This window comes from Enterobacter sp. Acro-832 (genome assembly GCF_011752745.1).
Lineage (GTDB): Bacteria > Pseudomonadota > Gammaproteobacteria > Enterobacterales > Enterobacteriaceae > Enterobacter > Enterobacter quasiroggenkampii.
Genome location: NZ_VWWX01000002.1, coordinates 334607 through 360177, shown reverse-complemented (window position 1 = coordinate 360177; position 25571 = coordinate 334607). Strand labels below are relative to the sequence as shown.

The following is a 25571-nucleotide window of genomic DNA, read 5'->3' as shown; positions in this document are numbered from 1 at the left end:
TTATGCCTTATCAGGCCTTTTCCAGCGTACACAGCAACGGATGCTCGTTCTCCCTCGCATAGTCGTTCACCATCGCCACTTTGGTTTCCGCCACTTCGGCAGTGAAGATGCCGCAGATAGCTTTGCCACGATAATGAACGGTAAGCATCAGTTGCGTTGCACGTTCTACATCATAAGAAAAGAACTTTTGTAGCACGTCAATAACAAATTCCATCGGCGTGTAATCATCGTTCATTAACATAACTTTATACATAGATGGCGGTTTTAGCGCGTCACGCACTTTGTCTTCCGCCAGCTGGTCAAAATCCAGCCAGTCGTTGGTCTTACCCATTTTGCATAACCACTTTGAATCTACCTCAGATGTTAGATAACAATCATCTATTACTGTCATCCGCGATGTCTGTCACAAACTGTTGCAATAGCGTTAACTGCTTCAAACTTTGGTTGATTATTGTCCCATCTCCAGCGCCAAACGCTTGACGACTTCTTTCGTTTCTCTAAATTGTACAAGCGTGAGATGGCGAGGTTTTGAACAGCCCCCACTCCACCACCGGTTCATTCCATCTTAACTTATAAGATTTACGAAGGATGTCGAAGCATGGAAATGGGTACTGTTAAGTGGTTCAACAACGCCAAAGGGTTTGGCTTCATCTGCCCCGAAGGCGGCGGCGAGGATATCTTCGCTCACTATTCCACCATTCAGATGGATGGTTACAGAACGCTCAAAGCCGGGCAGTCCGTCCGGTTCGATGTACACCAGGGACCAAAAGGCAATCATGCAAGCCTTATCGTCCCCATTGAAGCAGAGACGGTTGCATAGCTCTCTGTTTTATTGTGTACATCCCGCAGTCAAAATGCCAGCCCGATCGGCTGGCATTTTTATTTTCGGGTTATTCCCGAGCCAGCGCATCCACCGGATCCAGCCGCGCCGCGTTGCGGGCGGGCAACCAGCCAAACAAAATGCCGGTAAAGGTCGAACACAAGAATGCGGTAATAATGGCCACCGGCGAGAAGCCAATCTCCCAGCCGGGTAAAAAGAGCTGGAGCGCGAAGGCGATCATCATCGAGAGCGCAATCCCCATCGCACCGCCGACCAGACACACCAGCACGGCTTCAATCAAAAACTGTTGCAGCACGTCGCTGGCTCTGGCCCCGACCGCCATGCGGATGCCAATCTCCCGGGTTCGCTCGGTTACCGACACCAGCATGATGTTCATCACCCCGATGCCGCCGACGACCAGCGAAATCACCGCCACCAGCGTGAGGAACAGCTGAAGAGTACGTGTGGTCTTTTCCGCCGTTTTCAAGAGGCCGTCCATATTCCAGGTGAAGAAATCCTTCTTCCCGTGGCGCAGGGTTAACAGCCGCTCAAGCTGCTGTTCGGCCAGCGCGCTGTCGTAGCCCTCCTTCACGCGCACGGTGATGGAGTTGAGCCAGGACTGCCCCATAATCCGCCCGGAGATGGTGGTATAGGGCAGCCAGACGCGCAGGATCTTGCTGCTGCCAAACATCGACTGTTTCTCTTCCGCCACACCGATGACCGTGGCAGGCATGTTGCCGACCAGGATCACTTCGCCCACCACGTTGTCTTTATTGGGGAAGAGCTGTCTGCGCGAATTCGCGTCCAGCACCACCACCTGCGCCCTGCCCGCCAGCTGCTCGGCATTGAAGGTGGCGCCTTCACTGAAGGTCATGCCGTAGACGTTGAAATAATCCCCGCTGACGCCGTTCGCGCTGGCAGCCACGTCAACATTGCCCACCCGCAGGCGCAGATTCTGCGACACCGCAGGCGTGGCGGAGTTGACCCACGGCTGCTTCTGAATGGCCGCCAGATCGTCGTATTTCAGCGCCTGCTGATACTGCGGCTCGTCGTCCCCGAAGTCTTTGCCAGGATAGACGTCAATGGTATTGGTACCGATAGCGCGGATATCGGCCAGCACCAGCTGCTTGGCCGCATCGCCCACCACCACAATCGACACCACCGAGGCAATACCGATGATGATGCCGAGCATGGTCAGCAGGGTACGCATTTTATTGGCCGCCATCGCCAGCCAGGCCATGGTCAATGCTTCACGAAAGCCGCTGGAAAATTGCCCCCATCCGGTTGATGCCGGAAGCACTTCTTTCGGCGCCGCAGCCCTGGACTCACGCGGCGGCGGGTTGCTGACCAGCTCGCCGTCATGGATCTCAATGATTCGCTCCGCCTGCGCCGCCACCTGCGGATCGTGGGTCACGATAATGACCGTATGCCCCTGATCGCGAAGCTGGTGCAGGATCGCCATCACCTCTTCGCCGGAATGGCTGTCGAGTGCGCCGGTTGGCTCATCCGCGAGGATCACCTGCCCGCCGTTCATCAGGGCGCGGGCAATACTCACGCGCTGCTGCTGGCCGCCGGAGAGCTGCGAGGGCTGGTACTCCACCCGCTCCGCCAGCCCCAGACGCGTCAGCAGCATCTGCGCGCGTTCGAGCCGTTTTTTCCGCTCGACGCCCGCATAGACCGCCGGAACTTCCACGTTCTGCGCGGCATTGAGATGAGAAAGCAGATGGTAACGCTGGAAGATAAAACCGAAGTGCTCCCGGCGCAGCTTCGCCAGCGCGTCGCCATCCAGCGTGGAGATATCCGTTCCGGCCACGCGATAGGTCCCGCTGGTCGGCTTATCCAGACAGCCGAGAATGTTCATCAGCGTCGATTTACCGGAACCCGATGCCCCGACAATCGCCACCATCTCGCCCGCTTCTACCCGAAGGGAGATGCCTTTTAGCACCTCCACCGGCCCATCGCCCGACGGATAGCTGCGGCGAATGTCCTTCAGCTCAAGCAATGCCGTCATTTCGCGGCTCCGGGCAGGCTTTCACTGACAACAACCTCCTCGCCCTCTTCCAGCCCTTTCACCACCACCACGTCGGTGTCGTTGCGCGCTCCAATCACCACTTCGCGCTCGCGCGTTTCGCCGTTGCGCAGCACTTTAACTTTATAGCGGCTCTCCCCGGCGGATTCACCCAGCGCAGAGAGCGGAATGGTCAGCACGTTCTTAAGACCGGTCAGCTGAATATGCACCTGCGCGGTCATGTCGAGACGCAGCACGCCCTTCGGGTTCGGCACTTCAAAACGGGCATAGTAGAAGATTGCGTCGTTCACTTTTTCCGGCGTCGGCAGAATGTCCTTCAGCACGCCTTCGTAGCGCGTCTGCGGATCGCCCAGCACCGTAAACCAGGCGTTCTGCCCCGGCTTCAGATGGATCACATCCGCCTCGGAGACCTGGGCTTTGACCAGCATGGTGCTCATGTCCGCCAGCGTCAGAATATTTGGCGCCTGCTGCGCGGCAATCACCGTCTGCCCCTGCAGCGTGGTGATCTGAGTGACTTCACCGGCCATCGGCGCCACGATCTGGGTGTAGTCGAGGTTGGTTTTCGCCGTATCCAGCGAGGCCTGATTGCGTTTGATTTGCGCGTCAATCGTGCCAATCTGCGCCTGCTTCACCGCCAGTTCCGTGGTGGCCGTGTCTAAATCCTGCTTAGAGATCGCCTGGGTTTTGGCCAGCGCCTGCTGACGGGTCAGCGTCACCTGGGCCAGGTTACGTTCTGCATGCGCCTGCGCACGCTGCGCGCGCAGCTCCATCAGCGTGGCTTCCACCTCGCGGATCTGGTTCTCAGCCTGTTCAGGATCGATCACGCCGAGCAGCTGGCCTTTTTTCACCTTATCGCCAATCTCAACCGACAGCGTTTTCAGCTGACCGCTGACCTGCGCGCCGACGTCAACCTTGCGCAGGGCATCAAGCTTGCCCGTCGCGAGGACGTTTTGCTGCAGTTCGCCCGGGCGAACAATCAGCGTCTGATACTGCGGCACCGGCGCATTCAGCACCTGCCATAGCCAGTATCCACCGGCTAACACCACGACCGCCAGCAGCAGAAACAGCGTTCTGCGTTTTCCCTTGAGGTTCATAAATATTCCAAATAAATGTTCTGGCAATGATAAATGCTGATTCTATCTAAACGATTCCTCAACGAAACCCCTGTTCTCCGAAATCGTCACAATTTGTTTACGAGACGTTGAACGTTCGCCTGCTGAAATGGAAATCTTCATCAAGAAGCAGGATCTAACATGTCTTCCATCGTCGATACACCTTTTTCAAACCTGCCACAGCCTGCATCGGGTTGGCAGCTCTTCAGTCATCTGGCTTCCGGTAAGCTCACGCCAGGGCTGGCGTGGCAAAACCCCGCCTATCGACGTAAATTCATGCTTCGTTCGCTGGCGACGCCTGTAAGTACCGCTCGCCTGTTGACGAGCCTTGCAAAACAGCCGAGCCTGATGCAAATGCTGCAGGTACAGCCAGGACTGCCGTGCCGTCTGCATCGCCCCTGGCTGACGGTGAATATGAATCGCCAGCAGGCCCTCGAGTCCCTTAACTGGCACTATCAAACGATGAGCCGCCATATGCCGGCATCGCTGCTCTCGGGCTATCTGTCGAAAAAGGGCTTCACGCTGCTCACCTTAACCGGTAAAGATGAAGAGCAATTTACCGTCCGCCTGTGCGCCGATGCGTTTCTGGATAAAGAAGGGGAAGCCACCCTCGCCTTCTGCGACCATCAGAATACGGTGCTAGCCGAGATGACCTTCACCCTGTGCCAGTTTGAGGGAAAATCGACGCTGTTTATCGGCGGCCTGCAGGGCGCAAAAGCCCACGTTCCCCATGAGCTGATCCAGGGCGCGACGAAGGCCTGCCATGGTCTGTTCCCGAAACGTCTGCTGGTCGAAGCCGCCATGACTCTCGGCACCGCCTTCCCGGTAGAACAGATTGTCGCCGTCAGTAACGACACCCATATTTATCGCAGCTGGCGCTACCGCAAGAAAAAAGAGGGGAAACTGTTGGCCGATTACGACAGTTTCTGGATCTCCATCGGCGGTGAAAAGCAGGATAGCGGCAACTTTATGCTGCCCCTCGTCATGCCGCGCAAACCGATGGAAGAGATCGCGAGTAAAAAGCGTTCCGAATATCGCCGCCGCTACGCGCTGCTGGATAGCCTGATTCAGCAGGTGAACCAGGCGACTCAACGTTAATCCGCTCTCCCGCGTGCCAGCCACAGCACGCGGGAGAACATCTTCCGCAGCAGTGTCGGCACCGCCTCCACGCCCCGTCTCCCCGCTTCCGTTGCCACTTCAATGGCTAAATCCGGTTTTGAAGAACGGTGAATGGCTTTGGCGATCACCCGCCGCATGTTCATCGGGACATCGACCGGCACCATGGCAATTCGGTGGAAGACGTCGTCGAACCCCTGACGATACATAAAATGTTCCATGTCCATCGCGGGAAGCATGGTTAAATGGTCGCGCTCTTCTTCTCGCTCGTTATTCAGCAGGCTGCGTACGGTCGAGGCATATTTTTTGCCCGCCTCATCACCGTCGACCAGAACGTGCCACTCGATCCCCATCCGGCGAGCAAATTTTATCAGCGGCTTTAATCCCGACTGGGCAAATTCAATCACCTTAATGCCTTCCGCATCAAAATGGTGGCCGCACTGGCGCGCCAGTTCGTTGATGACCCAGGTTTCCGTCTCTCCCTCCACCAGCAGCCAGCAGCGGGCAAAGAGCGACGACGCGCGGTTAAAGCGAATATGAAACGCGATGCGCCGCCCGTCTTCCGCGTTCAATCCCCCCGGACCTAAGCGGAAGGCGGAGACGCGGGAAGATTCACGCACCAGACGACAGACGTGCTCTACCGGCGTTAGCGATAATAATTCACCGGAATTGGTGGTCGTAATGCGCTGGAGCGGCAGCAGGTTCAGCAGATGCCATGCCACGGAGAGCATGATGGGATGCAGGCGCGTTTCCGGGTCTTCCACCAGCAGCAGCGGCCGGGCGTCCCGGTCAAGACGAACGGTGCCTTTGGCCTGCAGAAGCGTTGAAAACAGCCCCAGCAAAATCACCCGATGGGTACGACCGCCGGGCCGGTCGATCATCCGGTTAATGATATCGAGGTAGCGCCAGCTGCGCTGCTCGTCATGAGAGCGGCGGCGCATCAGGCGATGGCGCGACTCCGACGTCCCCTGCTCGGAAAAATAGTGCTCCAGAAGCTGTACCATCGCGGACAGCCCCTGACGAATTTGACCATCGGTCAGGTTTTGCGGACGCGACACCAGCTCTCTTGCCAGAAAATCCAGCTCACGGGCGGTGACTTCCACTTCCGGCATATTCGGGACGGTACCGTTACGAATGCGCCGCATAAAACGCGCGTCGCGCAGGCGCAACACCGGCGTCAGGCGGATCAGGTGGCGGGCCAGATCGTCGATATTGTCCAGCGGGATCGGACTGGCTTTCTCATCAAGAAAATCACGCAGGGTCAACACGCCCTCGTTTTCCGCCATTTCACCCTCCAGCCGATAGAAAATCCGGTGGAAGCCGTCATCGCACGGCACCCAGCAGGGTGACAGCGGGCGGAAGCGACGCACCCGATGCCGTCCGGGCTCGGATTCGCGGAACGTCAGGATGATATGCAGGTGCTTCTCGCGCCCCGTCACGTCGCCGGGCGGGAACCAGAAATCGTCGCGAACGAAGTGATACAGATCGTCTTCGGGCGAAAGCAGTAACGTCAGCGCATCCAGCAGGCTGGACTTACCCCACGCGTTCTCGCCGATCAGGACGTTGTTCTGTTCCAGCTGCAGCGACAGGCGGTTAATACCGCGAAACCCGACAATTTCCACACGTTCGAGAAGCATAAATCCCCCGCGCAATGAACACTTTTTCCTTTAAGTTATCAGCAGTATAGCGGGAGGCGCCCTGTCACGACAGCACAACATTCACCGTGGCGAGAATTGGTCTATGCTCTATTTACCGCTGATTTGAACAAGGATTGACATCACATTGCCTTAAATCAAATTAATCGAATTTATTTAAGTGGCGAAGGGGTGTTGTTGGTTTTTAAAATACGGACTCTTTGAGTCGTCATCCCTTTATGGCGATATATCCCGCGCGCGGGAAAGCGTGCGGAAAATTATTTGAGGTGGTTATGTTTAGAAAATTGGCTGCAGAATGCTTTGGTACATTCTGGCTGGTATTTGGTGGCTGCGGTAGCGCCGTTCTGGCAGCAGCATTCCCGGAATTAGGTATCGGTTTTGTCGGCGTCGCGCTGGCATTTGGTTTGACCGTATTAACCATGGCCTTTGCCGTGGGGCATATTTCCGGCGGTCATTTTAACCCGGCAGTAACGTTAGGTTTATGGGCCGGCGGTCGTTTTCCGGCGAAAGAGGTGATTGGTTATATTGTCGCCCAGGTGGTTGGCGGTATTATCGCAGCGGGCGTTCTGTACGTGATTGCCAGCGGTAAAGCCGGGTTCGACGCGGCGGCCAGCGGCTTCGCCTCTAACGGCTTCGGCGAGCATTCTCCGGGCGGTTATTCCATGCTGTCTGCCATCGTGATTGAAATTGTGCTGACCGCAGGCTTCCTGCTGGTGATCCACGGCGCAACCGACAAACACGCGCCAGCAGGCTTCGCCCCTATTGCGATTGGTCTGGCGCTGACCCTTATTCACCTGATTTCGATTCCGGTCACCAATACCTCCGTTAACCCGGCACGCAGTACCGCCGTCGCTATCTTCCAGGGTGGCTGGGCGCTTGAGCAGCTCTGGCTGTTCTGGGTCATGCCGATTATTGGCGGTATCCTGGGTGGCGTGCTGTACCGCACCCTGCTGGAAAAACGCGATTAATTGCGCGCGGTGTCGGGCGGCGCTAACGCTTACCCGACCTACGTGAGAGTGCACTTGTAAGCCGGGTAAGGCGCAGCCGCCACCCGGCTTTTTTATTGCCGCTTTACTGAACAGTCTTTATTGGGTAGTGTCTCTGGCGCTCAACAGATACTCAAAAGGACCGGCTGTTCATGTTTTCAGGACTCCTCATTATTCTGCTGCCCCTGATTGTGGGCTACCTTATTCCGCTGCACAGAGAATCCGCATTACGGCTCATCAACCGTTTTCTCAGCTGGATTGTTTACGTCATTCTTTTCTTTATGGGGATAAGCCTGGCCTTTCTGGATAATCTGGCGACGAATTTGCTTTCCATCCTGCATTATTCGGTGGTCACCGTGGTGGTTATTTTGCTGTGTAATATCGCCGCATTATTCTGGCTTGAGCGCACCGTTCCGTGGAAAAACCATCATCATCAGGAAAAGCTGCCTTCCCGAATTGCGATGGCGCTGGAATCATTAAAACTGTGCGGCGTCGTGGTGCTCGGTTTTCTTCTTGGGCTGACCGGCTGGGCGTTTTTACAGCACGCAACAGAGGCCAGTGAATATACACTGATCTTCCTGCTGTTCCTGATCGGTATCCAGCTGCGAAATAATGGCATGACGCTGAAGCAAATTGTTCTGAACCGTCGGGGAATGATGGTCGCGGTCATTGTTATCGCCAGCTCCATGGTGGCGGGCGTGATTAACGCTTTTATTCTCGACCTGCCGCTGAAAACCGGCCTCGCGATGGCGTCAGGTTTTGGTTGGTATTCCCTCTCCGGTATTTTGCTGACCGAATCATTCGGTCCGGTGATCGGCAGCGCCGCCTTCTTTAACGATCTGGCGCGTGAACTGCTCGCCATTATGCTGATCCCGGGACTGGTTCGCCGCAGCCGCTCTACCGCATTGGGCCTGTGCGGCGCGACGTCGATGGACTTTACCCTGCCAGTGTTACAACGCTCTGGCGGGCTGGAGATGGTGCCCGCCGCCATCGTTCACGGCTTTATTTTAAGCCTGCTGGTTCCGGTTCTGATGGCCGTCTTCTCGGCGTGATACTTCTTTGGCGGTAGGGTTCCTGCCGCCAAAATTGCGCTAAATCAATCTCCCTCTATTTTGTAGTAAAAAGCCCTTTTCACCGTTCTGGCACAGGCATAACCTTAAACATGTATATTAAATATAACTTTAACAGGTGTGATTATGTTTTGTGTGCAATGTGAACAAACCATCCGTACCCCGGCAGGCAATGGCTGCTCTTACGCACAGGGTATGTGCGGCAAAACCGCAGAAACATCTGACCTTCAGGACCTGCTGATTGCGGCCCTGCAAGGCCTTTCCACATGGGCGTTTAAAGCCCGCGAATATGGCATCATCGACCACTACGTCGACAGCTTCGCCCCGCGCGCCTTCTTCTCCACGCTGACCAACGTTAACTTCGACTCTCCGCGCATTGTTGGCTATGCCCGCGAAGCCATTGCCCTGCGTGAAGCGCTGAAGGCGCAGTGTCTGAAGGCGGATGCCAGCGCCCGCGTGGAAAACCCGATGTCAGACCTTCAGCTGGTGAGCGACGATCTGGGCGAGCTGCAGCGTCAGGCGGCAGAATTCACGCCGAATAAAGACAAAGCGGCGATTGGCGAGAACATTCTCGGCCTTCGCCTGCTGTGCCTGTACGGCCTGAAAGGCGCGGCAGCCTATATGGAGCACGCGCACGTGCTCGGTCAATACGACAACGACATTTACGCGCAATACCATAAAATCATGGCGTGGCTGGGCACCTGGCCTGCCGATATGAACGCGCTGCTGGCGTGCTCGATGGAAATCGGGCAGATGAACTTCAGGGTGATGAGTATTCTGGACGCCGGTGAAACCGGCACCTACGGCCATCCGACCCCAACGCAGGTCAACGTCAAAGCGACCGAGGGTAAATGTATTCTGATCTCCGGTCATGACCTGAAAGATCTCTACAACCTGCTGAAGCAGACCGAAGGCACCGGCGTTAACGTCTATACCCACGGTGAAATGCTGCCGGCGCACGGCTATCCGGAGCTGCGTAAGTTTAAGCACCTGATCGGTAACTACGGCAGCGGCTGGCAGAACCAGCAGGTGGAATTTGCCCGCTTCCCTGGCCCTATCGTGATGACCTCTAACTGCATCATCGACCCGACCGTGGGCGCGTATGACGACCGCATCTGGACCCGCAGCATCGTCGGCTGGCCGGGCGTGAGCCATCTTGAAGGTGACGATTTCGGTCCGGTTATCGCCCAGGCGCAGCAGATGGCGGGTTTCCCGTACAGCGAGATCCCGCATCTGATCACCGTCGGCTTCGGTCGTGAAACCCTGCTCGGTGCCGCCGATTCGCTGATTGACCTCGTCAGCCGTGAAAAGCTGCGCCACATCTTCCTCGTCGGCGGCTGCGACGGCGCGCGCGGCGAGCGTAACTACTTCACCGATTTCGCCACCCGCGTGCCGGAAGACTGCCTGATCCTGACCCTGGCGTGCGGAAAATACCGTTTCAACAAGCTGGACTTCGGCGACATCGAAGGTCTGCCGCGCCTGATCGATGCGGGCCAGTGTAACGATGCTTATTCGGCCATCATTCTGGCAGTTACCCTGGCGGAGAAACTGGGCTGCGGCGTGAACGACCTGCCGCTGTCGCTGGTGCTCTCGTGGTTTGAGCAGAAAGCGATTGTCATTCTGCTGACCCTGCTCTCTCTGGGCGTGACTAACATCGTGACTGGCCCGACTGCGCCAGGCTTCCTGACGCCGGACCTGCTGGCGGTGCTCAATGAAAAATTCGGTCTGCGCTCCGTGACCAAAGTTGAAGACGATATGAAGCAACTGCTGAGCGCGTAAGGAGTAACTCATGACCATGCCAACCTCACACTGCCCGTGGCGCATGCAGGTTCATCACATCCATCAGGAGACGCCGGATGTGTGGACGCTGTCGCTGCTGTGCCACGACTACTATCCGTACCGTGCGGGTCAGTATGCGCTGGTTAGCGTTCGCCATTCGGCAGACACCCTGCGCGCCTACACCCTTTCTTCCACGCCGGGCGTGAGCGAGTACATCACGCTTACCGTCCGTCGCATTGAAGGCGGGGCCGGTTCAGAATGGCTGACCCGGGACGTGAAGTGCGGGGATTATATCTGGCTGTCCGATGCGCAGGGTGAGTTCACCTGTGACGACAAAGCGGAAGAGAAATTCCTGTTGCTGGCGGCAGGCTGTGGCGTAACGCCGATTATGTCAATGCGCCGCTGGCTGGCAAAACACCGCCCGCAGGCCGACGTGCAGGTGATCTTCAGCGTGCGATCTCCGGACGATGTCATTTTTGCCGAGGAGTGGCGTGATTACCCGGTGACGCTGGTGGCTGAGCACAACGCGACGCACGGTTTTGTGCCCGGTCGCCTGAGCCGCGAGCTGCTGCAAAGCGTGCCGGACATTGCGAACCGTACGGTGATGACCTGCGGCCCGGCGCCGTACATGGCTATCGTGGAAGAAGACGTGAAAGCGCTCGGCGTGACCCGCTTCTTCAAAGAGCAGTTTTTCACGCCGGTGGCGGAAGCAGCAACCAGCGGGATTACGTTTACCAAACTGCAGCCTGCGCAGACCTTCTTTGGCCGCGTGGGGAGCACGCTGCTGGAGGCGCTGGAAAGCAACCACGTGCCGGTGGCGGCGGCCTGCCGCGCCGGGGTGTGCGGCTGCTGTAAAACGAAGGTGGTTTCCGGGGAGTACACCGTCACCAGCACCATGACGTTGTCCGACGCGGAAATTGCCGAGGGTTACGTGCTGGCATGCTCGTGCCATCCACAGGGTGATCTCGTCCTCGCATAAAGGTTATGCTTTCGATCGTAGGCCCGGTAAGCGTCAGCGCCACCGGGCTTTTTGCCGGGTGGCACTACGTTTACCCGGCCTACAACCGCCCTACCGCCACGCAGGCGCTTTCCCCAGCGCAAACCGCCCTGCGCCTAAAAACGCCACCGCCAGCGAGCCGATAAAGAAGTACACCAGGCTTTCAATCGCCCATGCGCCAACCTTATCAAGGGCGAGCGTTTCCCCCATTCCCACCATCAGCCATGCCACGATCATCGTAAACGCCAGCACCAGCGCGGCCGGGCGCGTAAAGAGCCCGACAATAATCAGGATCGGCGCCACCACTTCGCCAATCAACACGCCGTAGGCAATAAACCCCGGCAGCCCTTTCTCCACCAGCATGCCGCTGATAAAGCCCACCCCACCAAACAGCTTATGCAAACCGTGAAAGAGCATCAGCCCGCCGACGGCAAGTCGTAACAAGAGTTTGCCAAGATCGTCGCACGATAGCTTTTCATTAACAGCAATTAACAATGATTTAACCATTTGAAATGATTCCTGTTTTCACTGAGATATCACCAGATTATGCCGAATAATTGCGCGTGAAAAGCACCTTTTAATTGGGGGGATTTGACGGGCAATACGGAGACTTTCTTCTAAGCTTGTAAGCGTTATCACAAAAAGGAGACGGACAACCATGAAACAAACCGTGGCTGCATATATAGCGAAAACGCTCGAACAGGCTGGCGTAAAACGCATCTGGGGCGTCACCGGCGATTCCCTGAACGGACTCAGCGACAGCCTTAACAAGATGAAGACCATCGAATGGATGCCGACCCGCCATGAAGAGGTTGCCGCGTTCGCCGCAGGTGCTGAAGCGCAGCTTACCGGTGAACTGGCCGTCTGCGCCGGATCCTGCGGGCCGGGTAACCTGCACCTGATCAACGGCCTCTTCGACTGCCACCGCAATCACGTGCCGGTGCTGGCGATTGCCGCCCACATCCCCTCGTCCGAAATCGGCAGCGGCTATTTTCAGGAGACGCATCCGCAGGAGCTGTTCCGTGAATGCAGCCACTATTGCGAACTGGTTTCATCCCCGGAGCAGATCCCGCAGGTTCTGGCGATCGCCATGCGCAAGGCCGTGCTGAATCGCGGCGTTTCGGTGGTCGTTATTCCGGGCGACGTGGCCCTCAAGGCTGCGCCAGAAGGGGCCAGCACCCACTGGTATCACGCCCCGCAGCCGGTGGTAACGCCAGCCGAGGAGGAGCTGAAAAAACTGGCGCAGTTGCTGCGTTACGCCAGCAATATCGCCCTGATGTGCGGCAGCGGCTGCGCGGGCGCGCACAAGGAGCTGCTGGAATTTGCTGGTAAACTGAAAGCGCCGATCGTCCACGCCCTGCGCGGCAAAGAGCACGTCGAATACGATAACCCGTACGATGTGGGCATGACCGGACTGATCGGTTTTTCTTCCGGCTTCCACACCATGATGAACGCCGACACGCTGATCCTGCTCGGCACCCAGTTCCCGTATCGCGCGTTCTACCCGACGGACGCCAAAATCATTCAGATTGATATCAACCCGGCCAGCATCGGCGCGCACAGCAAGGTCGATATGGCGCTGGTGGGCGACATCAAATCCACCCTTGCCGCCCTGCTGCCGCTGCTGGAAGAGAAAACCGATCGCAAGTTCCTCGATAAAGCGCTAAGCGACTATCGCGATGCCCGCAAGGGTCTGGACGATCTCGCCAAACCGAGCGACAAAGCCATTCACCCGCAGTATCTGGCGCAGCAGATCAGCCATTTCGCGGACGACGATGCCATCTTCACCTGCGACGTAGGCACGCCAACCGTCTGGGCGGCACGCTACCTGAAAATGAACGGCAAGCGCCGTCTGCTCGGCTCGTTCAACCACGGCTCGATGGCTAACGCCATGCCGCAGGCGCTGGGCGCAAAAGCGACAGCGCCGGAGCGCCAGGTGGTGGCGATGTGCGGCGACGGCGGGTTCAGCATGCTGATGGGCGATTTCCTGTCGGTAGTGCAGATGAAGCTTCCGCTGAAAATCGTGGTCTTTAACAACAGCGTGCTGGGCTTCGTGGCGATGGAGATGAAGGCTGGAGGCTATCTGACGGACGGCACCGAGCTGCACGACACCAACTTTGCCCGCATCGCCGAGGCCTGCGGCATCACCGGCATCCGCGTGGAGAAAGCCTCCGAGGTGGATGAAGCCCTGCAGCGCGCCTTCTCCATCGACGGCCCGGTGCTGGTGGATGTGGTCGTCGCCAAAGAGGAGCTGGCCATCCCGCCACAGATCAAGCTTGAGCAGGCCAAAGGCTTTAGCCTGTACATGCTGCGCGCCATCATCAGCGGTCGCGGTGACGAGGTGATCGAACTGGCAAAAACCAACTGGCTCAGGTAAAACATCTGGCATCGCCTTTTTAAATATAAGGACATGCCATGATTGATTTACGCAGTGATACCGTTACCCGCCCGAGTCGCGCCATGCTCGAAGAGATGATGGCCGCCCCGGTCGGGGACGACGTCTACGGCGACGACCCGACGGTAAACGAACTGCAGCGCTATGCCGCAGAGCTGAGCGGAAAAGAGGCCGCCCTGTTCCTGCCCACCGGCACGCAGGCCAACCTGGTGGCGCTGCTCAGCCACTGCGAGCGCGGTGAAGAGTACATTGTCGGCCAGGGCGCGCATAACTACCTCTACGAAGCCGGCGGTGCTGCGGTGCTCGGCAGCATTCAGCCGCAGCCGATTGACGCCGCGCCGGACGGCACTCTGCCGCTCGACAAGGTCGCGGCGAAAATCAAAGCCGATGATATTCACTTTGCCCGCACCAGGCTGCTCAGCCTTGAAAACACCCACAACGGCAAAGTGCTGCCGCGCGAATACCTGAAAGCCGCATGGGAGTTTACCCGCGAACGCAGGCTGGGCCTGCACGTGGACGGCGCGCGCATCTTCAACGCCGTGGTGGCGTACGGCTGCGAGCTGAAAGAGATTACGCAATACTGCGACTCGTTCACCATCTGCCTCTCTAAAGGGCTGGGCACCCCAGTGGGTTCCCTGCTCGTCGGCAATGCGGACTACATCAAGCGTGCCAACCGCTGGCGCAAAATGACCGGCGGCGGCATGCGTCAGGCGGGTATTCTGGCAGCTGCGGGGCTGTATGCCCTGAAAAACAATGTGGCGCGCCTGAAGGACGATCACGACAACGCCGCGTGGATGGCGGCGCAGCTGCGTGAAATTGGCGCCGACGTGATGCGCCACGACACTAACATGCTGTTCGTTCGCGTGGGCGATGACCACGCCGCTGCGCTTGGCGAGTTCATGAAAGCACGTGGCGTGCTGATCAACGCCTCGCCTGTCGTGCGTCTGGTCACGCATCTCGACGTCAGCCGCGAGCAGCTAACCGAGGTGGTGAAACACTGGCAGGCGTTTTTACAGCGATAAGGAGCAGCACATGCCGCAACGCATTCTGGTGCTCGGCGCCAGCGGGTATATCGGTCAGCATCTCACCGCGGCGTTAAGCCAGCAGGGGCACCAGGTGCTGGCTGCGGCACGCAACACCGAACGCCTGCAAAAACTCAGTTTAGCGGGCGTTACCTGTCACAACGTTGACCTCAACTGGCCAAAGTCGCTTCCCGCGCTGCTGGACGGGGTCGACACCCTTTACTACCTGGTACACAGCATGGGCGAAGGCGGGGATTTTATCGCCCACGAGCGTCAGGTGGCGATGAATGTCCGCGATGCCCTGCTGCAAACCCCGGTGAAGCAGGTGATTTTTCTCAGTTCACTCCAGGCACCTGAACACGAGCAGTCCGATCACCTGCGCGCCCGCCAGCTGACGGCGGACATCCTGCGGGGGGCAAATATCCCCGTCACCGAACTGCGCGCCGGGATCATCGTCGGCGCAGGCTCTGCCGCCTTCGAAGTGATGCGCGATATGGTCTACAACCTGCCGGTGCTCACGCCGCCGCGCTGGGTCCGTTCGCGCACCACGCCGATTGCGCTGGAGAACCTGCTTCATTATCTGGTGGCCCTGCTGGATCATCCGGCGGAGCAACACCGCGTGCTCGAGGCGGCAGGCCCGGACGTGCTGAGCTATCAGGAGCAGTTCGAACATTTCATGCGCGTCAGCGGACGCCGCCGCTGGCTGATCCCCATTCCCTTCCCGACCCGCTGGATTTCGGTGTGGTTTTTGAATGTGATCACCTCGGTGCCGCCGACAACCGCCAAAGCGCTTATTCAGGGGCTGAAGCATGATTTACTGGCCGACGATCGCGCGCTGCGCGTCTTAATTCCCCAGGACCTGATCCGCTTTGACGATGCCGTGCGCAATACGCTCAAGGAAGAAGAAAAGCTGGTGAACTCCAGCGACTGGGGTTACGACGCCCAGGCCTTTGCCCGCTGGCGGCCGGAGTATGGTTATTACCCGAAACAGGCGGGCTGTACGGTGAAAACCGGCGCCAGCCTGGCCGCGTTGTGGGAGGTGGTGAACCAGATTGGCGGCAAAGAACGGTATTTCTTCGGTAATCTCCTCTGGCAAACGCGCGGGGCAATGGACCTGCTGGTGGGCCACCGGCTGGCTAAAGGCCGCCCGGCACGCCCGTATCTTGAGGTGGGTGACGCGGTTGACAGCTGGAAGGTGATTATTGTCGAGCCGGAAAAACAGCTGGCACTGCTGTTCGGCATGAAAGCCCCGGGGCTGGGCCGACTCTGCTTTACCCTGAAAGACAAAGGCGATCATCGTGAACTGGACGTCCGCGCATGGTGGCATCCGCACGGAATGCCGGGTCTGTTCTACTGGCTGTTGATGATCCCTGCCCACCTGTTTATCTTCCGGGGCATGGCGAAACGCATTGCGCAACGGGCAGAACAAAAGACGGAAAAGATCTAAATAAAACTCTCTTTCTTTCACCTTTCCCATTGCATAGCGCCGTAATTCACGAAAGAATGCGCACGAAATTCTTTTCAACACAGTGGATAGCTATGAAGGTACTGGTTACCGGGGCGACCAGCGGCTTAGGCCGAAATGCGGTCGAATTTCTGCGCAATAAAGGCATCAGCGTCAGGGCTACCGGTCGCAACGAAGCGATGGGTAAACTGCTGCAAAAAATGGGCGCAGAGTTCGTCCATGCCGACCTGACGGAGCTCGTCTCCTCGCAGGCGAAAGTGATGCTCGCCGGTATCGACACGCTATGGCACTGTTCCAGTTTTACCTCCCCGTGGGGGACCCAGGAAGCCTTCGATCTCGCCAACGTGCGGGCCACCCGCCGTCTGGGTGAATGGGCCGTTGCCTGGGGCGTGCGTAACTTTATTCATATCTCGTCACCGTCACTCTATTTCGACTATCACCACCATCGCGATGTGCAGGAAGATTTCCGCCCTGCCCGCTTTGCCTGTGAATTTGCCCGCAGCAAGGCGGCCAGCGAAGAGGTCATTGACCTGCTGGCGCAGTCAAACCCGCATACTCGCTTTACGGTCCTGCGTCCGCAGAGCCTGTTCGGGCCGCACGACAAGGTATTTATTCCCCGTCTGGCGCAGATGATGCACCACTACGGCAGCGTGCTGCTGCCGCGCGGCGGCGATGCGCTGGTGGATATGACCTATTACGAAAATGCCGTTCACGCCATGTGGCTGGCCAGCCAGCCGGACTGCGATAAGCTGATCTCCGGTCGCGCCTATAACATCACTAATGGCGAACCCTGCACGCTGCGCAGCATTGTGCAGCGGCTGATCGACGAGCTGCAGATCGACTGCCGTATCCGTTCTGTTCCCTATCCCATGCTGGATATGATTGCCCGCAGCATGGAGCGCTTTGGCAGTAAAACAGCCAAAGAGCCTGCGCTGACGCATTACGGCGTCTCTAAACTCAACTTTGACTTCACGCTGGATATTTCGCGGGCGGAGAATGAGCTGGGGTATAAACCGGTTGTGACGCTGGATGAAGGGATTATGCGCACGGCGGCGTGGTTACGGGATCACGGGAAGCTTCATCGCTAGCCTTTTTGCCCGGTGGCGGCTTCGCCTGACCGGGCCTACAACTGCTCCGTACTGCCCCCTCGCCCCATTAGCCTCATGTACGAAAACGGCAACCCGAGGGTTGCCGTTTGCTTTTACAGAGCTGTCCAGGCATCTGCCCACGCCAGGCCAGCGCCTGGTTCGTAGTATGCCGGAGAGTTGTTACACCAGCCGCTGTACGGGAACGGTTTGCACTGGAACAGTTTACCGTGGTTGTTCACGATATCACCTGCGTTGTACTTGCTGTTCGCGCTCCACGCGGCGTAAGAGCCGGAAGTGCCTTCGTCCTTAGACGTGGCTTTCGCTTTCACGTTCAGCAGGTAGGACGTGGTGCTGGTCAGTTCGCCATCGCTGACGGTCAGGCCGATTTCGTACTGCTGAGCCGTTGCAGACTCTGGTGCCTTGAAGGTCACCACCGCTTTGTCCTGACCGGTCACGGTCTGGCCATCCTGGGAACGCCAGGTGTAGGTCAGCTTGTTACCGTCGGCGTCTGTGGAACCTTCCGCGCTCAGGGAAACCTGCGCACCCGCTTCAACTGCCCCGATTGGGCCCGCAATCTGCGCCACAGGGGCGTGATTCACGGTTGCCGGTTCAACAGGGGTGGTATCTTCCGCTGGCGTGGTATCCGCTGGCGGCGTGGTGTCTGCCGGGGTTTTGTCTTCGCCTGGGGTCACTGCCGAGCCGTCATCGTTAATGATGTTCACGTTATAGAACTTCTTAACGCAGTTGGTGTAGTCACCCTCTTTGAACGCGCTGAACGGCGTCTGGTAACCCACCAGCTGGCAGGAGTAGGTCTTACCGTCCGGCGTATCCGGACTCCATCCCCAGTCCTGCTCCCAGTAGATCTTCAGCGCGCCGGAGCCGCCTTCATCGAACTGCTTCATGTTGGCGCAGCCCAGCACTTCATTCGCCGGAACTGGCACTTTCAGGTAGTTCGCGAACTCTTTGTAGTACTTGATGCGGTTTTCAGACTGGGCAATCTCGGTCGGGCCGCCGCACTCTACGCCACCGTTGATGATCTGGGTGGTCACGCCGAAGCCAGGAACCAGGCCGTTGGCTTTATCGTGATCGTTTGGCTGCCAGGTGCCGTCGATAACCTGCAGCATGCTTGGTTTTGGCGGCTGCGGATAGGCGAAGAAGAAGATCGCACTCGCCAGGTTCAGCCAGGTATCCGCCACCAGCTCAGGTTTGTCGAGCAGGGTGCGGACGGTGCCAAACATCGCTTCCGAGAACGGACCGTAGTTGTAGTTGTAAGACAGCTGCTTTGCGCCGCGGCCAAAGTAGCTTACGAAGTCGCCGTCTTTGTCCTTACCGCATGGCCAGGTCTGTCCCTGCCAGATGTCAGGGTTACATTCGCCGTTATAGCCGCCTTTCTGACCTTCAGTCCAGCCCATTTCACGAACGTGAACCAGGGCCTGACGCCATTCGGCTTCCGGACGCCAGCTTTCATGACCGCCGGTTTCCTGCGCAAAGTGGGCAAACATGGTCGCCAGCTCTTTACGGCAGATGGCGTCGCTGTCGCGACCATCGTTATAGGTCTTACACAGTGCCGGGAATTTACCAACAGCCTTCAGGAAGTTACTGTAGGTGTAAGACTGAGCGCGCAGCGGGAAGAGATATTCCCAGTCGCTGGCCTTCACGATCCCTTCAACGCGCTTGACGTTGTCAGGGTTCGACGCACGACCTGGCTCAATCTGCTCAACGAGGCTGTTGTCCAGGGTCGCAATGGTGTCTTTCACCGAAACCATCAGCGGGAAATTGGTCAGCTCTTTTTCCTTTTTCGCCAGATCGCTGGCTTTCATGGTGTACGGCTCGCTGCTGGCCGCCTGCAGTGATGCAGCCTGCGCCATAAAGGGTGCAATGCATGCTCCCGCCACGAGAACGCTCAGTAATGTCCTTTTCGTCATTTCAAATAATCCTGTATTTAAGCAACTAGGGTGAGTACATTCCCGGCTTATGTATTACTCCCTTAATAAATAAGCCTGAGAGTGTGGTTCTTTTTCATTTTCTGAAGAACACCAAAAGGAATTCTTCAAAAAACAAAAATGACGCCATCGTTATTTACCCGACTTTATTTGCTGATACTTCGCCCACACTTTATGGGCATAACGCATGCGCTGCGGATAATTTTCTTTTTTCAACCCGGCGTTATAGGCGCCTACCGCTTCCCAGTTATAGCCATACACTTTTATCATCCCGGACAGAATGGACGCGCCGACCATAATAGAGGTACAGGGCTCAGTCATAAGCTGGTTCTCATCAATCCCCTGCCGCTCTAACTCGCTGAAGTGCGAGCTGTTAATCTGCATCAACCCGACGTCACGCGTGCCGTCGTGGTTCCAGCCTACCGCGTAGGGATTCATTCCGGATTCCACTTTGGCAATCGCATATAACAGCCACGGATCGACGTGATAATAATGTCCGGCATTATCCCAACAGTTCGCAAATACGCTCTGACTAAACAGCAATAAAAATAAAATCACGCGTTTCATGAGCACCTGCTCTTAAATACTGAACCTCTTCCTGCTCATAATTAGCGATCATTCTGAAGTGTTGGTCACCCCCGAAGTGGGGTGTGACCAACCATTGCGGGTTGATATCATTCCCGCAATTCACGGTTCAGAAGGTTATTTGCAATCGGTTGATGCGCCTTCTTTCACCCATACGTCGCTGTTGGCCGGGTTATCACCCTGCGTCCACCATTTCGCGCGGTAAACGTTACCCTGGTAGGTCGTGGTTTCGCCGCCGTTGTATGCCAGGTCAGAGCGCCAGTTCATCTTCACGTTGCTTACCATTTCCCATGCGTCCACGCCGAAGTCAGGCTGGTTGCCCTGCGTCCAGTATTTCGCTTTCCACACCAGATGGTCGAAGCTGACGGTATCGCCCGTGTTGTAGATTTTGCTGGATTCCCACGCCGGATATTTGCTGGCGTTGGCGTCAACAGGCTTATCGCAGCTGCCGGTCGCCGTCCCTTCATCTGATGGCGGGGTCAACTCGTCTGACGGTGGCGTCACTTCATCCGCAGGCGGGGTGACGTCTTCTGCCGGTGGCGTCACTTCGTCAGCCGGTTTTGGTGTGACCACGACCTGGACGTTGGACTGAACGCTGGTCTTGCCATCGCTCACCACCACGCTCAGGGTATAGGACGACTCAGAGCTCACCTCAGGCGCGGTGATGTTCACGTTCGCGCTATCGGTACCGGTCGCGTGCATATCAGCCGGTACGCTCCAGGCGTAGGTCAGCGCATCACCGTCTGGATCCGCCGCCTGTGCGTGCAGGGCGTAGGTTTCGCCTGCCTGCAGGGTGACGTTCTGCATTGGGTTAATCACCGGTGCCTGGTTCGCTTTTGGCGCTTTGTTAACGACCTGAACATCAGCGGAGTTGCTCAGCCCCTTCGCGTCGGTCACGGTCAGTCGGAACGCCAGCGTCTGGTTGCTGGTGACGGCCGCCACGTTGAAGGAAGCCTTCGCTTTGGTGCTGTTGGTGAGGGTCACTGATGGGCCAGAGATCTGGGTCCATTTGTAGGTAATGGCATCACCGTCTGGATCGGTTGAAGCCGAACCGTCCAGGGTCACGGTAGCCGGACCGGTTACCGTCTGGTCAACCGCGGTGGCAACCGGCGCATGGTTGGTCACGACCGGATCAACTGGCGCAGAGCCGCCCATCAGGCTTTCGTTCATCGCGTTCAGGATGTCGCCGGTATCGGAGTCGATAGACCAGGCGAAGAGGCCGCCCAGGTTTTTCGACAGCACGTACTTCCCTTTTGCCGTGGTAGAGCGTGCATCTTCATAGGAGATCAGATCACCCGTTGTCTTATTGAAGACATACGGCGCTTCGGCAGTCGCATCGTAGCCGGATTCCCAGCCTGGCTTGCCTTTGTACTCGTTCATAATCTGACGATAGTCCACCACGCCCGGTTCCCAGGTGCCTTTTACCATGCCGGTTGCGGTACCGGTGAACGGATTGTCGCCGGTGTAGCCATGCACGCCCGTCCAGCCGCGGCCATACATGCCCGCACCCACCACGATCTTGCCTGGCTGTACGCCCTGAGCAAGCAGCGCGTCCACGCCGTTCTCGGTGGTGTAGTTCGTGTCCGGACGCCATGACGGCGCGCGCAGCGCGGCCTGATGGCCCAGCTCGGTGTTGCTCCAGCCGCCGTAGAAGTCGTAGCTCATCAGGAAGATATGGTCGAGATCGCGCTGAGCGGTGGTGTAATCCACGTCTTCAATCTTATCGCGGCCTGCGCCAATGGCACTGGTCAGCTCATAGGTACGACCCGTCTGCGCGGAGAGCTCGTTCAGCATGGTACGCAGATCGTGAATCAGCGCCGTGTAGGTGGCTTTATCCTGCTGCGGGTTGCCTTTGGTTTCAGTCACGCCGCCGCCGCCCGGGAATTCCCAGTCGATGTCCACGCCGTCAAAGAATTTCCAGGTCTGCAGGAACTCCTTCACAGAGGCCACGAAGCGAGAGCGGATTGCCGGGTCGCCCATGTGATAGAACGGGTCGGACAGGGTCCAGCCGCCGATGGATGGCAGCACTTTCAGGTCAGGATGCGCTTTTTTCAGCGCCATCAGCTGGCCAAAGTTCCCTTTGTACGGGTCGTCCCAGTCGGCGACGCCCGCCTGCGGTTTTTGCAGAGCAGCCCACGGGTCATGGATGGCCACGGTAAAGTCCGGACGTCCGGCGCAGTCGCGCTGCAGCACGGAGAAGCTGTTGCCGCCCTCAACGGTTTTCAGACCGTCGTTAATGCCGTCGCCGCCACAGATTGGAATGAAGCCATAGAGGATGTGGTTAAGGTTTGCAGCCGGGATTTTATCAACCGGGAAGTTACGATCGTACACGCCCCATTCAGGGAAGTACGCCGCAACCACTTTATCAGGATGTTTGGCGAACGTTTTGTTGTTCTCCTGCAGCGGTGCGTTCAGCGGCAGCAGATGGCTGCCGTCGGTATCCGCCACGATGATCAGCTTGCTGGCGCTTTTAGTACAGCCGCTGGCGTTACAGGCTTCCACCTGTTCCTGATAACGTCCGCCTTTTTTCACCTTAAAGGTGGCTGAGCCGCTTGCACCGGCTGCACCGGTCCACACGGTTTGACCATCGAGCAGCACTTTTGCAGAGGTTGGCGCGTCGCCGCTCCACACGTTCCACTCGACTTTCACATCCACGCCGTCGTTATGCACCTTGACGAGGCTGTTGTAATCCTGCGCGGCCTGATCCACTTCCACCAGCGCAAATTTGTCATTGCCGTAGCCGATGGTCGGTGCACCTGGCGCAGCTGCGAATGCAGAACCGGTTGCCGCTGCAATAAAGAGCGCCAGATATTTAGGCTTAATAAATTTCATTTTTATTTCCTGATAAATTTATTCGTAAACGTAATTGACCCATGTCTTCCTTTAAAACATGGAATATTATTCACATAGTGCGTTTTTTAAATACGCAGACAGCCGTTACCCAAACCTTAAAGACGCGTTGTATTCCTCCATTAAAAGATACAAGCTAAAACTCCGTGTAGCTTATGCCTTTTACGATACACTGAGGATAAAAGGTCGTCCTTCTCTTTCCCCGTCGAAAAAATTGACAAAAAAACTTGACCCGGTTATTTAATATGTCAGTGAAATAACTGGCTGGTATAGAGTGCTATTCCAGCAAAAGCCAGATAAGGTCCGAAAGCGATGGTGAGGTTATTTTTATTTAATTTATTTAAAAGCAAATAACCCACGATGCCGCTTAATGCGGCAATTAATTCAATCTCAGGCAGCGCCTGCCAGCCGCACCAGGCACCCAGCGCCGCCAGCAGCTTAAAATCGCCGTAGCCCAGCCCTTCGCGTCGGGTGAGCAGACGAAACGCCCAGTACACCAGCCAGAGCGAAAGATAGCCCGCCACCGCGCCCAACAGCGCATCGCGCAGGGGCAGTCCGTGGCTAAAAGCGTGGAACAGCAGCCCGGCCCACAGCAGCGGCTGCGTCAGGCAGTCGGGCAGCAACTGGTGCTGTCCGTCAATCATCGCCAGCGACAACAGAAAGGCCGCCAGCACCCACAGCGAGAAAAGAGATGCCAATCCCGGTATCCACCAGGCGGTGACGCCAAAGAACAGCGCCATCACCAGTTCGAGTAAAAATAACCGCAGCGGAATCGCCGACTGACAGCAGCGGCAGCGTCCCCGCAGCGCCAGCCAGCTCAGCAGCGGAATATTCTCCCAGGCGCGCAGCGCATGCTGGCAGACGGGACAGTGCGAGGCAGGGAAAAGCAGGTTGCTGCGGCACGCCTCCTCCATCACCATCCCCGGCACGCGGTCCACCACGACGCCGAGAAAGCTCCCCAGGATCGCGCCGAGCACGCCGCTCATCGCGGCAAACCCGACGGGATAACTCTCCCGGACGAGCATCAGCCCGCTCATGCCACTTTTTTCCAGGTCAGCTGGATTTCGGCCTTCACGTCGCTCAGGTGATCAACCGGCGTGAGGTTTATTTTCTCCAGCCTGACGCCGGAGGCGAGGTTCATCTCACGCAGCCAGTTTTTTAATTCATAGACGTTGACCCGGTTCACCACAAAGGCCAGGGTCTGACCATCCTGGCGAATATCGGTCAAGGTCAGGTTAATTTCATGCGCGCTATTCTCCACCACGCTGCGTGGATTATCAGTTTTCACCTGTAGCACCGGCAGATGGTTTTTATCAATTTCTGTTTTCATCCAGTTTACCGTTTCCGTTTGTCGCGCCAGCGTCGCCTGGCTATTTTTTATCATGTTATCCAGGGGTATTACCCCCGCGTAATAGATGACGGCACCGAATAAGGCTCCCGCCGCTATTTTTAAAATGCGTTGTTCTCTGACGCTGTATTGTTGATAACGAGATTTAAGCTGTGCAATTCGCCCTTTCATTTATATTTCCCTGTAATCATGGCCGTATACGGCGCGTCCTTTGAAATAGGCTCTAACGTAAAATCAAAGTTCGCGCTGGCCTGATGAATGAATTCCTGTAGCGCCTGCTCGTTTTGCGCACTCACGCTTAACGTCAGGGTCCCCTGCGTGTCGTCATATTCAAACAGCGTAATTTCCATCGACGGAACGGACTGACGGATTTTTTCCAGCTCGTCCATCTGCAAAAAAATGCCTTTCGGCTGCTTCTTGATGTTCTGCCCGAAGTGGTACTTGAGGTTGGTCTGCTGGCGCATGCTTGGAAAATGGTGCTGATAGAGCTGGACCATCTCCTGCTGGACCTGATTTTCCTGATCGACCAGCATCCACGCCAGGGCGATGCGGGGGCCGAGCAGCAGGCCCAGAGAGAGAAGCCCCATCGCCGCGACGGCGGCCTTTATCCCTTTCGCCGCCCTCACGCTGGTCGCCTTCGCGCTGAACGCACCGTGCAGCAGGTTGACGCGGCACGCCTGCCACTGGGGCTGGATCAGCACCAGCGGATGTTCGCCCGCCAGCTGTTCGTCAACCTCAACGCCTGGCGGGATCTCCCCGTAGCAACGCACCTCGCCGTCTCCGGCTTTTTGCATCAGCAGCGGCAAGAGGCCCGCCTCAACGTTACAGGCGGTATGCGGGGATAAGCGCAGCCAGTAGTTCTCCTCCTGCGCGACCAGCGTGCTTCCGCCCGCCGTCACCGGCAGCAGCCAGGCGTCCGGCAGGGCCTGAATCACCTTCAGGCCCGCCTCGTGAAAGCGGGTCAGCCACTGCTGCAGGCGGGCGGTATCTATCGCCACGGCGTCCACCTCGGCGCCTTTTTTGTTCAGCACCGTCCAGTGGAGATCGTCCACCTCACCGATCAGGGTCTCCTCCGCCATCCACGAGAAGGCGGTCGCCTGCGACGCGACTTTCTTCGGCAGCGTAAAGTGGCGGAAGATCATCTCGCTGGCGGGCAGCAGCAGACAGACGCGCGCGGCCAGCGGATGATCGGCAAGGGTATGCAGCGCCTGCGGGGTGTCCAGGGTTGTAACCTGTTCGCTTCCCGACTCACACCACATGATTTTCCCGTCCTCACGGCTGTCGGGACGAACAAAAAGGACCTGTTTCATA

At 57.4% G+C, this 25571-nt stretch carries 21 protein-coding genes; 10 read left to right on the top strand and 11 right to left on the bottom strand.

Going from position 1 to position 25571, the window contains the following annotated elements; genetic code table 11:
• Nucleotides 1-10 precede the first annotated feature (10 nt).
• Nucleotides 11-331 (bottom strand): ATP-dependent Clp protease adapter ClpS, encoded by a 321-nt coding sequence (gene clpS, locus F3J31_RS08170; protein WP_006174393.1) that lies wholly within the window; start codon nucleotides 329-331, stop codon nucleotides 11-13.
• Between the two features lie 267 nt (nucleotides 332-598).
• Here clpS and cspD point away from each other — a divergent pair, with 267 nt between their 5' ends.
• Entirely contained in the window at nucleotides 599-820 is a 222-nt protein-coding gene (cspD, locus tag F3J31_RS08165; RefSeq protein ID WP_008499993.1) for a cold shock-like protein CspD, read from the top strand.
• A gap of 70 nt (nucleotides 821-890) precedes the next feature.
• On the opposite strand, the gene macB is transcribed toward cspD, so the two are convergent.
• Nucleotides 891-2831, bottom strand: a complete 1941-nt coding sequence (gene macB / locus F3J31_RS08160) for a macrolide ABC transporter ATP-binding protein/permease MacB (protein ID WP_167212434.1) — start codon at nucleotides 2829-2831, stop codon at nucleotides 891-893.
• A complete protein-coding gene (macA, locus tag F3J31_RS08155; protein ID WP_167212431.1) occupies nucleotides 2828-3943 on the bottom strand; it encodes a macrolide transporter subunit MacA in 1116 nt (371 codons plus the stop codon). Before macA ends, macB begins: the two co-directional genes overlap by 4 nt.
• 159 nt (nucleotides 3944-4102) lie before the next feature.
• Here macA and F3J31_RS08150 point away from each other — a divergent pair, with 159 nt between their 5' ends.
• Nucleotides 4103-5059 (top strand): VirK/YbjX family protein, encoded by a 957-nt coding sequence (locus F3J31_RS08150; protein WP_048027158.1) that lies wholly within the window; start codon nucleotides 4103-4105, stop codon nucleotides 5057-5059.
• On the opposite strand, the gene F3J31_RS08145 is transcribed toward F3J31_RS08150, so the two are convergent.
• Nucleotides 5056-6714 (bottom strand): ATP-dependent endonuclease, encoded by a 1659-nt coding sequence (locus F3J31_RS08145; RefSeq protein WP_048222285.1) that lies wholly within the window; start codon nucleotides 6712-6714, stop codon nucleotides 5056-5058. The genes F3J31_RS08150 and F3J31_RS08145 overlap by 4 nt on opposite strands.
• Nucleotides 6715-7004: 290 nt before the next feature.
• Here F3J31_RS08145 and aqpZ point away from each other — a divergent pair, with 290 nt between their 5' ends.
• The 4 genes from aqpZ (at nucleotide 7005) to hcr (ending at nucleotide 11546) form a co-directional block, all read left to right on the top strand.
• Nucleotides 7005-7700 (top strand): aquaporin Z, encoded by a 696-nt coding sequence (gene aqpZ / locus F3J31_RS08140; protein ID WP_008499998.1) that lies wholly within the window; start codon nucleotides 7005-7007, stop codon nucleotides 7698-7700.
• Between the two features lie 170 nt (nucleotides 7701-7870).
• Complete coding sequence (locus tag F3J31_RS08135; protein ID WP_045908403.1) at nucleotides 7871-8770, top strand: lysine exporter LysO family protein; 900 nt, start codon at nucleotides 7871-7873, stop codon at nucleotides 8768-8770.
• Nucleotides 8771-8914: 144 nt separating this feature from the next.
• Complete coding sequence (hcp, locus tag F3J31_RS08130) at nucleotides 8915-10567, top strand: hydroxylamine reductase (RefSeq protein ID WP_167212428.1); 1653 nt, start codon at nucleotides 8915-8917, stop codon at nucleotides 10565-10567.
• A 10-nt stretch (nucleotides 10568-10577) separates the two neighbouring features.
• Nucleotides 10578-11546 (top strand): NADH oxidoreductase, encoded by a 969-nt coding sequence (gene hcr / locus F3J31_RS08125; protein WP_167212425.1) that lies wholly within the window; start codon nucleotides 10578-10580, stop codon nucleotides 11544-11546.
• A gap of 90 nt (nucleotides 11547-11636) precedes the next feature.
• Here hcr and F3J31_RS08120 read toward each other — a convergent pair whose 3' ends face one another.
• Entirely contained in the window at nucleotides 11637-12071 is a 435-nt protein-coding gene (locus F3J31_RS08120; RefSeq protein ID WP_045908406.1) for a DoxX family protein, read from the bottom strand.
• A 151-nt stretch (nucleotides 12072-12222) separates the two neighbouring features.
• Between F3J31_RS08120 and poxB the strand changes: the two genes are divergently transcribed.
• From poxB to F3J31_RS08100, 4 genes are all read left to right on the top strand, one after another.
• Nucleotides 12223-13941, top strand: a complete 1719-nt coding sequence (poxB, locus tag F3J31_RS08115) for a ubiquinone-dependent pyruvate dehydrogenase (protein WP_023343670.1) — start codon at nucleotides 12223-12225, stop codon at nucleotides 13939-13941.
• Nucleotides 13942-13979: 38 nt separating this feature from the next.
• Entirely contained in the window at nucleotides 13980-14981 is a 1002-nt protein-coding gene (gene ltaE, locus F3J31_RS08110) for a low-specificity L-threonine aldolase (protein ID WP_167212422.1), read from the top strand.
• A 10-nt stretch (nucleotides 14982-14991) separates the two neighbouring features.
• Nucleotides 14992-16428 carry an SDR family oxidoreductase gene (locus F3J31_RS08105; RefSeq protein ID WP_167212419.1) on the top strand — a complete coding sequence of 479 codons (1437 nt, stop codon included), beginning with the start codon at nucleotides 14992-14994 and terminating at the stop codon, nucleotides 16426-16428.
• A gap of 92 nt (nucleotides 16429-16520) precedes the next feature.
• Nucleotides 16521-17534 (top strand): NAD(P)-dependent oxidoreductase, encoded by a 1014-nt coding sequence (locus tag F3J31_RS08100; RefSeq protein WP_032649241.1) that lies wholly within the window; start codon nucleotides 16521-16523, stop codon nucleotides 17532-17534.
• A 113-nt stretch (nucleotides 17535-17647) separates the two neighbouring features.
• Here F3J31_RS08100 and F3J31_RS08095 read toward each other — a convergent pair whose 3' ends face one another.
• The 6 genes from F3J31_RS08095 to gspL form a co-directional block, all read right to left on the bottom strand.
• Complete coding sequence (locus tag F3J31_RS08095; protein ID WP_045908411.1) at nucleotides 17648-19459, bottom strand: chitinase; 1812 nt, start codon at nucleotides 19457-19459, stop codon at nucleotides 17648-17650.
• Nucleotides 19460-19609: 150 nt separating this feature from the next.
• Nucleotides 19610-20044, bottom strand: a complete 435-nt coding sequence (gene iagB, locus F3J31_RS08090; RefSeq protein ID WP_048027141.1) for a type III secretion system invasion protein IagB — start codon at nucleotides 20042-20044, stop codon at nucleotides 19610-19612.
• 135 nt (nucleotides 20045-20179) lie between these two features.
• On the bottom strand, nucleotides 20180-22894 hold the full coding sequence (locus F3J31_RS08085) for a glycosyl hydrolase family 18 protein (protein ID WP_167212416.1): 2715 nt from the start codon (nucleotides 22892-22894) through the stop codon (nucleotides 20180-20182).
• Nucleotides 22895-23160: 266 nt separating this feature from the next.
• On the bottom strand, nucleotides 23161-23949 hold the full coding sequence (locus F3J31_RS08080; RefSeq protein ID WP_167212413.1) for an A24 family peptidase: 789 nt from the start codon (nucleotides 23947-23949) through the stop codon (nucleotides 23161-23163).
• Entirely contained in the window at nucleotides 23946-24431 is a 486-nt protein-coding gene (locus tag F3J31_RS08075) for a type II secretion system protein M (protein ID WP_045908415.1), read from the bottom strand. Before F3J31_RS08075 ends, F3J31_RS08080 begins: the two co-directional genes overlap by 4 nt.
• On the bottom strand, nucleotides 24428-25570 hold the full coding sequence (gspL, locus tag F3J31_RS08070; RefSeq protein ID WP_167212410.1) for a type II secretion system protein GspL: 1143 nt from the start codon (nucleotides 25568-25570) through the stop codon (nucleotides 24428-24430). The genes F3J31_RS08075 and gspL overlap by 4 nt, the downstream gene beginning before the upstream one ends.
• Nucleotide 25571 lies beyond the last annotated feature (1 nt).

Bases quoted from the DNA above. Each gene is read 5' to 3' on its own strand.
- F3J31_RS08145 (WP_048222285.1), bottom strand. From the start codon at position 6,714: ATGCTTCTCGAACGTGTGGAAATTGTCGGGTTTCGCGGTATTAACCGC.
- gspL (WP_167212410.1), bottom strand. From the start codon at position 25,570: ATGAAACAGGTCCTTTTTGTTCGTCCCGACAGCCGTGAGGACGGGAAA.
- F3J31_RS08085 (WP_167212416.1), bottom strand. From the start codon at position 22,894: ATGAAATTTATTAAGCCTAAATATCTGGCGCTCTTTATTGCAGCGGCA.
- F3J31_RS08080 (WP_167212413.1), bottom strand. From the start codon at position 23,949: ATGAGCGGGCTGATGCTCGTCCGGGAGAGTTATCCCGTCGGGTTTGCC.
- F3J31_RS08105 (WP_167212419.1), top strand. From the start codon at position 14,992: ATGCCGCAACGCATTCTGGTGCTCGGCGCCAGCGGGTATATCGGTCAG.
- hcr (WP_167212425.1), top strand. From the start codon at position 10,578: ATGACCATGCCAACCTCACACTGCCCGTGGCGCATGCAGGTTCATCAC.
- F3J31_RS08095 (WP_045908411.1), bottom strand. From the start codon at position 19,459: ATGACGAAAAGGACATTACTGAGCGTTCTCGTGGCGGGAGCATGCATT.
- clpS (WP_006174393.1), bottom strand. From the start codon at position 331: ATGGGTAAGACCAACGACTGGCTGGATTTTGACCAGCTGGCGGAAGAC.
- iagB (WP_048027141.1), bottom strand. From the start codon at position 20,044: ATGAAACGCGTGATTTTATTTTTATTGCTGTTTAGTCAGAGCGTATTT.
- poxB (WP_023343670.1), top strand. From the start codon at position 12,223: ATGAAACAAACCGTGGCTGCATATATAGCGAAAACGCTCGAACAGGCT.
- ltaE (WP_167212422.1), top strand. From the start codon at position 13,980: ATGATTGATTTACGCAGTGATACCGTTACCCGCCCGAGTCGCGCCATG.
- F3J31_RS08075 (WP_045908415.1), bottom strand. From the start codon at position 24,431: ATGAAAGGGCGAATTGCACAGCTTAAATCTCGTTATCAACAATACAGC.
- aqpZ (WP_008499998.1), top strand. From the start codon at position 7,005: ATGTTTAGAAAATTGGCTGCAGAATGCTTTGGTACATTCTGGCTGGTA.
- F3J31_RS08120 (WP_045908406.1), bottom strand. From the start codon at position 12,071: ATGGTTAAATCATTGTTAATTGCTGTTAATGAAAAGCTATCGTGCGAC.
- cspD (WP_008499993.1), top strand. From the start codon at position 599: ATGGAAATGGGTACTGTTAAGTGGTTCAACAACGCCAAAGGGTTTGGC.
- macB (WP_167212434.1), bottom strand. From the start codon at position 2,831: ATGACGGCATTGCTTGAGCTGAAGGACATTCGCCGCAGCTATCCGTCG.
- F3J31_RS08150 (WP_048027158.1), top strand. From the start codon at position 4,103: ATGTCTTCCATCGTCGATACACCTTTTTCAAACCTGCCACAGCCTGCA.
- macA (WP_167212431.1), bottom strand. From the start codon at position 3,943: ATGAACCTCAAGGGAAAACGCAGAACGCTGTTTCTGCTGCTGGCGGTC.
- F3J31_RS08135 (WP_045908403.1), top strand. From the start codon at position 7,871: ATGTTTTCAGGACTCCTCATTATTCTGCTGCCCCTGATTGTGGGCTAC.
- hcp (WP_167212428.1), top strand. From the start codon at position 8,915: ATGTTTTGTGTGCAATGTGAACAAACCATCCGTACCCCGGCAGGCAAT.
- F3J31_RS08100 (WP_032649241.1), top strand. From the start codon at position 16,521: ATGAAGGTACTGGTTACCGGGGCGACCAGCGGCTTAGGCCGAAATGCG.